Origin of the sequence: Microbacterium sp. zg-YB36, assembly GCF_024623575.2 — a bacterium.
GTDB lineage: Bacteria > Actinomycetota > Actinomycetes > Actinomycetales > Microbacteriaceae > Microbacterium.
Genome location: NZ_JANJFD020000008.1, coordinates 137,605 through 145,414, shown reverse-complemented (window position 1 = coordinate 145,414; position 7,810 = coordinate 137,605). Strand labels below are relative to the sequence as shown.

The 7,810-nt window shown below is 69.9% G+C and carries 9 protein-coding genes; 6 read left to right on the top strand and 3 right to left on the bottom strand.

Translation table 11 applies throughout. The features are described from left to right. The 6 genes from NQ151_RS13065 to NQ151_RS13040 form a co-directional block, all read left to right on the top strand. Positions 1-515: RibD family protein (locus NQ151_RS13065; protein ID WP_257528363.1), on the top strand; the 515-nt coding region annotated here is incomplete at its 5' end. After that, positions 515-1,159, top strand: coding sequence for a riboflavin synthase (locus NQ151_RS13060; RefSeq protein ID WP_257509309.1), 645 nt, complete (start codon positions 515-517; stop codon positions 1,157-1,159). The genes NQ151_RS13065 and NQ151_RS13060, both read left to right, overlap by 1 nt. Next, on the top strand, positions 1,156-2,433 hold the full coding sequence (ribA, locus tag NQ151_RS13055; RefSeq protein WP_257509308.1) for a GTP cyclohydrolase II: 1,278 nt from the start codon (positions 1,156-1,158) through the stop codon (positions 2,431-2,433). The genes NQ151_RS13060 and ribA overlap by 4 nt, the downstream gene beginning before the upstream one ends. Beyond that, complete coding sequence (ribH, locus tag NQ151_RS13050) at positions 2,430-2,903, top strand: 6,7-dimethyl-8-ribityllumazine synthase (protein WP_257528362.1); 474 nt, start codon at positions 2,430-2,432, stop codon at positions 2,901-2,903. Before ribA ends, ribH begins: the two co-directional genes overlap by 4 nt. A 51-nt stretch (positions 2,904-2,954) precedes the next feature. Further along, the gene (locus NQ151_RS13045) at positions 2,955-3,308 is read left to right on the top strand and encodes a Fe-S protein (protein ID WP_257509306.1); all 354 of its coding nucleotides are present in this window, start codon (positions 2,955-2,957) and stop codon (positions 3,306-3,308) included. Between the two features lie 197 nt (positions 3,309-3,505). Beyond that, positions 3,506-4,954 (top strand): MFS transporter, encoded by a 1,449-nt coding sequence (locus NQ151_RS13040; RefSeq protein ID WP_257528361.1) that lies wholly within the window; start codon positions 3,506-3,508, stop codon positions 4,952-4,954. Between the two features lie 66 nt (positions 4,955-5,020). Here the strand turns inward: NQ151_RS13040 and NQ151_RS13035 are convergent, their stop codons facing one another. From NQ151_RS13035 to NQ151_RS13025, 3 genes are read right to left on the bottom strand one after another with little or no spacing between them, the layout of a single operon-like run. Further along, positions 5,021-5,851, bottom strand: a complete 831-nt coding sequence (locus tag NQ151_RS13035) for an ABC transporter permease (protein ID WP_257509304.1) — start codon at positions 5,849-5,851, stop codon at positions 5,021-5,023. Then, complete coding sequence (locus NQ151_RS13030; RefSeq protein ID WP_257509303.1) at positions 5,848-6,753, bottom strand: ABC transporter permease; 906 nt, start codon at positions 6,751-6,753, stop codon at positions 5,848-5,850. Before NQ151_RS13030 ends, NQ151_RS13035 begins: the two co-directional genes overlap by 4 nt. Continuing rightward, positions 6,750-7,691, bottom strand: coding sequence for an ABC transporter ATP-binding protein (locus tag NQ151_RS13025; protein WP_257528360.1), 942 nt, complete (start codon positions 7,689-7,691; stop codon positions 6,750-6,752). The genes NQ151_RS13030 and NQ151_RS13025 overlap by 4 nt, the downstream gene beginning before the upstream one ends. Between the last annotated feature and the right edge of the window lie 119 nt (positions 7,692-7,810).

Genomic DNA, 7,810 nt, shown 5'->3' with positions numbered 1-7,810 from the left:
GGGGGGCGGGGGCGGCCGGTCGGGTGCGGGCCCCCGCCACGCTGCTGGCCGACGACCCCGCCCTCACCGCCCGCCGCCCCGACGGCACGCTGTACGAGCACCAGCCGATGCCGGTCGTGCTGGGGGCGCGCTGGATCCCCGACGACGCCCGCGTGCGGCAGCATCCTCGCCCCGTGCTGCACCGCGACGGCAGTCGCCTCTTCGACGAGTGGGGCGACCCCGACGGCTCGCTGCTGGCGGAGCTGCGCGGACTCGGCGTGCACCGCGTGTTCATCGAGGGCGGCCCGACGATCGCGAGCGCATTCCTGCGGGCGGGCCTGGCCGACGAACTCCTCGTCTACGTCGCACCGACCCTCATCGGCGGACCGAGGCTGGCCCTGGGCGAACTCGGTGTGGCCGACATCACCCAGCAGCACCGGCTCGACGTGGCATCCATCGAACGACTCGGCGACGACCTCCTGATCGTCGCCACCCCGCACGCCGTGCGGAATGAACCACAGGAAGGAACCCGTTGATGTTCACCGGAATCGTGGAGGAACAGGGCGAGATCGCCGCCATCGCGGCATCGGGCGACGGCGTGCGGCTGACCGTGCGCGCGCCGCTGGCGGTGTCGGATGCCGCGCACGGCGACTCGATCTCGATCGGCGGGGTGTGCCTGACGGTCGTGGACCGCGACGGCGACGCGTTCACCGCCGACGTCATGAAGCAGACGCTGGACATGTCCACACTGGGCGGGGCCGTCGTCGGCACGCGGGTGAACGTCGAACGGGCGATGGCCGCTCACGGGCGTCTGGGCGGACACATCGTGCAGGGCCACATCGACGGCACCGGCGAGGTGCTTCAGGTGCGCCCCGGCCAGCAGTGGCGCGTGTTGCGCATCGGCCTGGCCCCCGAGCTTGCACCCCTCGTCGTGGACAAGGGGTCCATGACGGTGGACGGCGTCTCGCTCACCGTCAGCGCCGTGAGCGCGCCCGACGCCACCGAGCCGTGGTTCGAGGTGTCACTCATTCCCGAGACCCTCACCGCCACGACCCTCGGCGCCCTCGCGCCCGGCGACCGCGTCAACCTCGAAACCGACATCCTCGCGCGCCACGTGCAGCGCCTGCTCGCATTCCCCCCGACCGCCGCGGCGGTCCGAAACGAAGGAGGCTCCCGATGAGCCTTGCCACCATCCCCGAAGCCCTCGAGGCGCTGCGTGCCGGCCGACCCGTCATCGTCGCCGACGACGAGAACCGTGAGAACGAGGGCGACGTCGTCATCTCGGCACAGCTGGCCACCCCCGAATGGATCGCCTGGACGGTGCGCCACTCCAGCGGCTTCATCTGCGCGCCGATGCCCGGCGAGTGGGCCGACCGGCTGGACCTGCCCCCGATGGTGGAGGTCAACGAGGACGCTCGCGGCACGGCCTACACCGTCAGCGTGGATGCCGCCGATCGGGTGACCACGGGCATCAGCGCGAGCGACCGCTCGCGCACCCTCAACGTGCTGGCCGACCCCACCGCCACCCCGGCCAGTGTCATCCGCCCCGGGCACATCCTGCCGCTGCGCGCGGTGGACGGCGGCGTGCGCGAGCGCGGCGGTCACACCGAGGCATCCGTCGAACTCATGCGCCTGGCAGGACTGGCGCCGGTCGCGGCGATCTGCGAGATCGTCGCCGAGGACGGCTCGATGATGCGGCTGCCCGGCCTGATGGAGCTGGGCGAGCGCGACGGACTGCACGTCATCACGATCGAGCAGCTGGTCGCCTACCTCGACGAGCACGAGCCGCTCCCCGACGGCGGCAGCCCCACCGTCCACAAGCGGCGCGTGAGCCTGCGGGCGGAGTCACACGTTCCCACCTCCCACGGCACGTTCCGCTTCCTCGCCTACAAGGACCGGGTCACCGGCACCGACCACCTCGCGATCGTCTCCGGCGACCTCACCGCCGACGCCCCGCTGGTGCGCGTGCACTCGGAGTGCCTCACCGGTGAGGCGCTCGGCTCGCTCAAGTGCGAGTGCGGCCCCCAGCTGGATGCCGCGCTGGACGCGATCGAGCAGGAGGGCGGCGTCGTGGTCTACATGCGCGGCCACGAAGGACGCGGCATCGGCCTGATCAACAAGTTGCGCGCATACTCTCTGCAGGAGACCGGGCTGGACACCGTCGACGCGAACCTCGCGCTGGGGCTGCCGGCCGATGCCCGCGACTACGCCGCCGCTGCCGGCATCCTCGCCGACCTCGGCGTGGAGCGGATCCGACTGCTGACCAACAACACCGACAAGGTCGCCCAGCTGCAGACCCTGGGCCTGAACGTCGTCGAACAGGTGCCGCTTCTGGTGGGGGTCGGCCCCAACAACCACCAGTACCTCACCACCAAGGCCGAGCGCATGGGCCACACGATCGCCTCCGCCGACCTCGACGGCGCGCTGGCACGCACGAAGGAGGCCAGCGCATGAGCGGCACCGGCTCCCCGCAGTCCGCAGCGATCGACGCCGCCGGCATCCGTGTCGTCGTCGTCGCCGGCACCTGGCACGACGCGATCACCGACGGCCTCATCGCCGGCGCGCAGCGCACGCTCGACGCATCCGGCGCCAGCTGGTCCCTGGTGCGGGTGCCCGGCGCGTTCGAACTGGCCGTCGTGGCCAAGGCGGCGCTGGAGTCCGGCGCCGACGCGGCGGTCGCCCTCGGCGTCATCATCCGCGGCGGCACGCCCCACTTCGAGTACATCTCCGCCGCAGCCACCGACGGGCTCACCCGGGTGGCACTGGACACCGGCAAGCCGGTGGGTTTCGGGGTGCTCACCCTCGAGGACGAGCAGCAGGGGCTGGATCGCGCGGGACTGCCCGGCTCCCGGGAGGACAAGGGCGCCGAGGCGGCGGATGCCGCGCTGCGCACCGCCCTGGTGCTGCGCGACCTGCGCCGCTGACCCGTACCGCCGCACCATCAGCACCACTGAAGGTCGGACTAGACTGAGCGCATGGAAACCCTGCGCCACGTCGTGCTCCTCGTTCACCTGACCGGATTCGCGGTCCTCTTCGGCGCCTGGGCCGTGGAGGCCTTCGGCGGTCGCCGCCGCTTCACTCGGCTGATGACGATCGGCATGACGATCGCCGCGGTCGCCGGGCTCGCTCTGGCCGCCCCGTGGGGCATCGACTACGACCTGAACTACGCCAAGATCGGCACCAAGCTCGTCGTGCTGCTGATCATCGGCGCCTTGCTCGGCATCGGCACGGGCCGCCAGCGCAAGACCGGCTCCGTGCCGACGGTCATGTTCTGGTCGGTCGGTGTGCTGACGCTCCTCAACGCGGGGATCGCCGTCATCTGGCGCTGATCCCGCCGCCGACGCCGGGCGCTGACGCCGGGCGCTGCGCCCGGCGTCGGCATAGGATAGTTGCCTGCGCGGCCGCCCTGGGCGGCCGCCCCGGTGAACCAGCGCTGCGACGCCCGCCGCACCACCCCTGCTCCGGACGCCTGCCACCGGAACGTCCCACAAGGACCGCTTCCCACTCTTTGACAGGCTTCCACTTCATGTCCTCAGCACCCGCGGCAACCACCCCCGCTCCCGCCAACCCCCGCTCGCGCGTCATCGCCGCGAGCCTGGTCGGCACGACGATCGAGTTCTACGACTTCTACGTCTACGCCACCGCCGCCGTCCTGGTCTTCCCCGCCCTGTTCTTCCCGACCGGCGATGAGACCACCGCCCTGCTGTCGTCGTTCGCCGTCTTCGGCGCCGCGATGGTGGCCCGGCCCATCGGTGCCGTCATCTTCGGCCACTTCGGCGACCGCTTCGGCCGCAAGGCGACTCTCGTCGCGTCGCTGCTCACGATGGGCATCGCGACCTTCATCATCGGGCTCCTCCCCACCTACCAGAACATCGGATGGTGGGCGGCGCTGCTCCTGCTGATCCTGCGGCTCGCGCAGGGCTTCGCCCTCGGCGGCGAATGGTCCGGCGCGGCGCTCGTGGCCACCGAGAACGCCCCGAAGGGCAAGCGCGCCTGGTACGGGACGTTCCCGCAGCTGGGTGCGCCGATCGGATTCATCATCGCCAACGGCATCTTCCTGGTCATCAACTTCACCCTGCCGCACCCCGACGGCCCCTCCCAGCGCTCCGACGCGTTCCTCGAGTGGGGCTGGCGGGTGCCGTTCCTGTTCTCCGCGGTCATGGTGATCGTGGGTCTGTGGGTGCGTCTGAAGCTCGTCGAGTCCGAGACGTTCGCCAAGGCGGAGAAGACCGGCGCGATCCGCAAGTTCCCGCTGGGTGAGGTCATCCGCCGGCACTGGCGGCCGCTCATCCTCGGCACGTTCATCATGCTGGCGACGTATGTGCTGTTCTACCTGATGACGAGCTTCACCCTCTCCTACGGCACCAAGGCGACCGCCGAGGGCGCCGCCGCTGCCGCCGAGGCCGCCGGCCAGGCGTTCGACGCCGCCTCCTACGTTCCCGGTCTCGGATTCGGGTACACCGACTTCGTCATCATGCAGATCATCGGCGTGGTCTTCTTCGGCATCTTCACCCTGCTGTCGGGCCCGGTGGCGGACTCCATCGGCCGGCGCAAGCTGCTCATCTGGGTGACCGCCGCGATCGCCGTGTTCGGTCTGCTGTTCAACGTGTTCCTCACCCCGTACGCGGACCCGAAGTTCACCGGCGCCCTCACGCAGGCGTTCCTCATCCTCGGGTTCATGCTCATGGGAGCCACCTTCGGCCCCATGGGCGCCGTGCTGCCGGAGCTCTTCCCGACGAACGTCCGCTACACCGGCTCGGCGATCTCCTACAACGTGTCCTCGATCCTGGGCGCGGCACTGGCGCCCATCGTCGCGGTGGCGCTGTGGGCGGCCGCCGATGGCCAGCCGTGGCTCGTCGGCGTGTACCTCACCGCGATGAGCGTGCTGACGCTCGTCGCGCTGGTGCTGTCGAAGGAGACGAAGGACGTCGAGTACGAGACGAACATCGGTCTCGGCGTCACCGGTTCGCTGTAGTCGACAACCGGACGAGTCGGATGCCGCGGGGTTCACGCCCCGCGGCATCCGTCGTTTCCGGCGTGCTCAGTCGAGGAACAGCACGCGCAGCCGCTTGGTGGTGAGCACCAGGCCGACGGCGATCATGACGACGTAATACAGGATGTGCCACCCCATGTCGGGACTCATCACCCCGGTGGTGAAGCCGCGGATGAGCTCCACGCCGTGCCAGAGCGGAAAGGCCATGACGATCCGCTGCACCACCTCGGGGTACACCGTGATCGGGTACAGCGTGGAGGAGAAGAGGAACATCGGCAGCAGCACGAAGTTGATCCAGTCCATGTGCTGGAACGTCTTCATGTAGCTGGTGATCGCCATCCCCAGGCTCGCGAACCCGAAGGCGATCAGCAGCACCGCCGGGATCGCGAGGATCGCCGTGGGGGCGAGGTTGAGCCCCAGGATCTGCATGATGATGAGGAACCCGGTGGCGTACAGCAGCCCCCGCAGCAGGGCGTAGAGGATCTCGCCCAGGGCGACATCCAGCGGCCCGAGCGAGGTCGCCAGCATCCCCTCGTAGAGCTTGCCGTAGTTGAGCTTGAAGAACACGTTCCAGGTGGAGTCGTAGATCGCGCCGTTCATCGCCGACACCGCCAGGAGGGCCGGTGCGATGAAAGCGGCGTACGACACCGAGACCCCGGCGCTCGTCTGCACGTCGCCGATGAGCGAGCCGAGCCCGATGCCCATCGAGGCGAGGTAGAACACCGGCTCGAAGAATCCCGAGAGCACCACGATCCAGCTCGACGAGCGCGCCGCGATGAGACCGCGCTGCACGACGGCCTGCGGGTTTCCCGCCCACAGCGCCCGCACTCCCCCGCGCCGGTGGGGTGCGGTGGCGGTGTCGACGGTCGTGAGCGTCATTTCGCCAGCCGCCGTTCGAAGATGCCGCGCGCCAGCGCGTAGCCGATCGCGGCGAGCACCAGCAGGTAGGCGGTATGCCCCAGCACCGCCGGCAGCTGCTCGGGGGCGCCGTAGGTGAGGATGCGCCCTGCCTGGGTGGCGTGCCACAGCGGGGAGACCCAGCCGATCCACTCCAGCCAGTCGGGCAGGTTCGACAGCGGATAGAAGGTGCCCGAGAACAGAAACATCGGCATGAAGATGAACCGCTGCACGAGGGCGAACTGCCCCTTGTCGTCTTCGATGGATGCCGCATACGCCATGAGCGGGATGCCGAAGGCCACGCCCGCCAGCACGCCGAGGACGATCGAGAGCCACGCGGTCGCCGGGTGGGGCACGCCGCCGCCGAACGCGGCGAAGAAGATCCAGATGAATCCGTAGTACGCCGCGACCCCGACCAGCATGCGAGCCGAAGCGCCGACGATGACGCCGTTGGCGATCTGCGCCGGCGAGAGCGGGGAGGCGTTGAACCCGTAGAAATAGCGGCGCCACTTGAAGCCCGCCATCACCGGGTAGGTGAACTCCTCCGAGGCCACCGCGATGGCCGCGGTCATCAGCAGCGCGGGGGCGACGAACAGCAGGTAGGACACCTGCACTCCGGCATCGTCGACGGGCGCCTGGATGAGTGCGGCCAGGCCCACGCCCAGGCCCAGCAGGTAGATGATCGGCTGCCCCAGCGCGCCGACGACGATCGTCCAGCCGTAGGCGCGCATCGCCCGCACCATGTGCTCGGTGACGTACCAGGAGCCGCGGGTGCGGGGCTTGCGCCCCCATGCCATCGCTTCGGCGCGCAGCTCGTCCGGCGACGGGTGCGCCGGTGACGCCGCCCCGGGCTGCGGCGAGGTGGCATCGCGTGGGTGCGTCATTCGATCAGCGACCTTCCCGTCAGCCGCAGGAACACGTCTTCCAGCGACGAGCGACGCACCAGGCTCGTGATCGGCTGCAGGCCGAGGGCGCTCACCCGCTCCAGCGCCGCCTCGCCGTCGTGGGCGTAGATCAGGATGCGGTCGGGCAGCACCTCGACCCGCTCGCCGATGCCGTGGAGCCCCGCGGCGACCTGCTCGTTGCGCGCCGAGCCGAAGCGCACCTCGAGCACCTCCCGCGAGGAGTGCTCGCGGATGAGCGAGGATGGCGTCCCCTCGGCCATGATGCGGCCGTTGTCCACGACGATGAGGCGGTCGCACAGCTGCTCGGCCTCGTCCATGTAGTGGGTGGTGAGCACGAGCGTGGTGCCGCGCTCCTTCAGCCGGAACAGCCGGTCCCACAGCACATGCCGCGCCTGCGGGTCCAGGCCCGTCGTCGGTTCGTCCAGCAGCAGGGTCCGCGGGTCGTTGATCAGCCCGCGGGCGATGGTCAGGCGCCGCTTCATACCGCCGGAGAGCTGGTCGACCTTGCTCCTGGCCTTCTCCTGCAGCTGCGCGAACGCCAACAGCTCGTCGGCCTTCTGCGCGCACACCTTGCCCGGCAGCCCGAAGTACCGGCCGTAGATGTAGAGGTTCTCGCGCGCGTTCAACTCGCCGTCGAGGTTGTCCTGCTGCGGCACGACACCCAGGCGCGAGCGGATCTCCGGACCGTACCGGTCGGGGTCCAGGCCCAGGATCTGCAGGTCGCCGCTGGTGCGGGTGGAGACCGCGCCGATCATCTTCATCGTCGTCGACTTGCCCGCGCCGTTGGGACCGAGAAGGCCGAACGACTCCCCCGGTGCGACCTCGAACGACAGCCCGTCGACCGCGAGGAAGTCGGGCTTTGCCTTGACCTTGTAGGCCTTGACGAGGTTGTGGGCGGAGATGACCGGTGCAGGCACCGCCCCACAGTAGCGCCGTCGTCGGACACCGGCGCGGGGGGGTCGCGACCACCGGTGCGTCAACCCACATTGACACTCCCTGGCAGCGTCAACTATGGTTGACGCGTCACGAAGGAGGC

Bases quoted from the DNA above. Each gene is read 5' to 3' on its own strand.
- NQ151_RS13060 (WP_257509309.1), top strand. From the start codon at position 515: ATGTTCACCGGAATCGTGGAGGAACAGGGCGAGATCGCCGCCATCGCG.
- NQ151_RS13040 (WP_257528361.1), top strand. From the start codon at position 3,506: ATGTCCTCAGCACCCGCGGCAACCACCCCCGCTCCCGCCAACCCCCGC.
- NQ151_RS13045 (WP_257509306.1), top strand. From the start codon at position 2,955: ATGGAAACCCTGCGCCACGTCGTGCTCCTCGTTCACCTGACCGGATTC.
- NQ151_RS13030 (WP_257509303.1), bottom strand. From the start codon at position 6,753: ATGACGCACCCACGCGATGCCACCTCGCCGCAGCCCGGGGCGGCGTCA.
- ribH (WP_257528362.1), top strand. From the start codon at position 2,430: ATGAGCGGCACCGGCTCCCCGCAGTCCGCAGCGATCGACGCCGCCGGC.
- NQ151_RS13035 (WP_257509304.1), bottom strand. From the start codon at position 5,851: ATGACGCTCACGACCGTCGACACCGCCACCGCACCCCACCGGCGCGGG.
- ribA (WP_257509308.1), top strand. From the start codon at position 1,156: ATGAGCCTTGCCACCATCCCCGAAGCCCTCGAGGCGCTGCGTGCCGGC.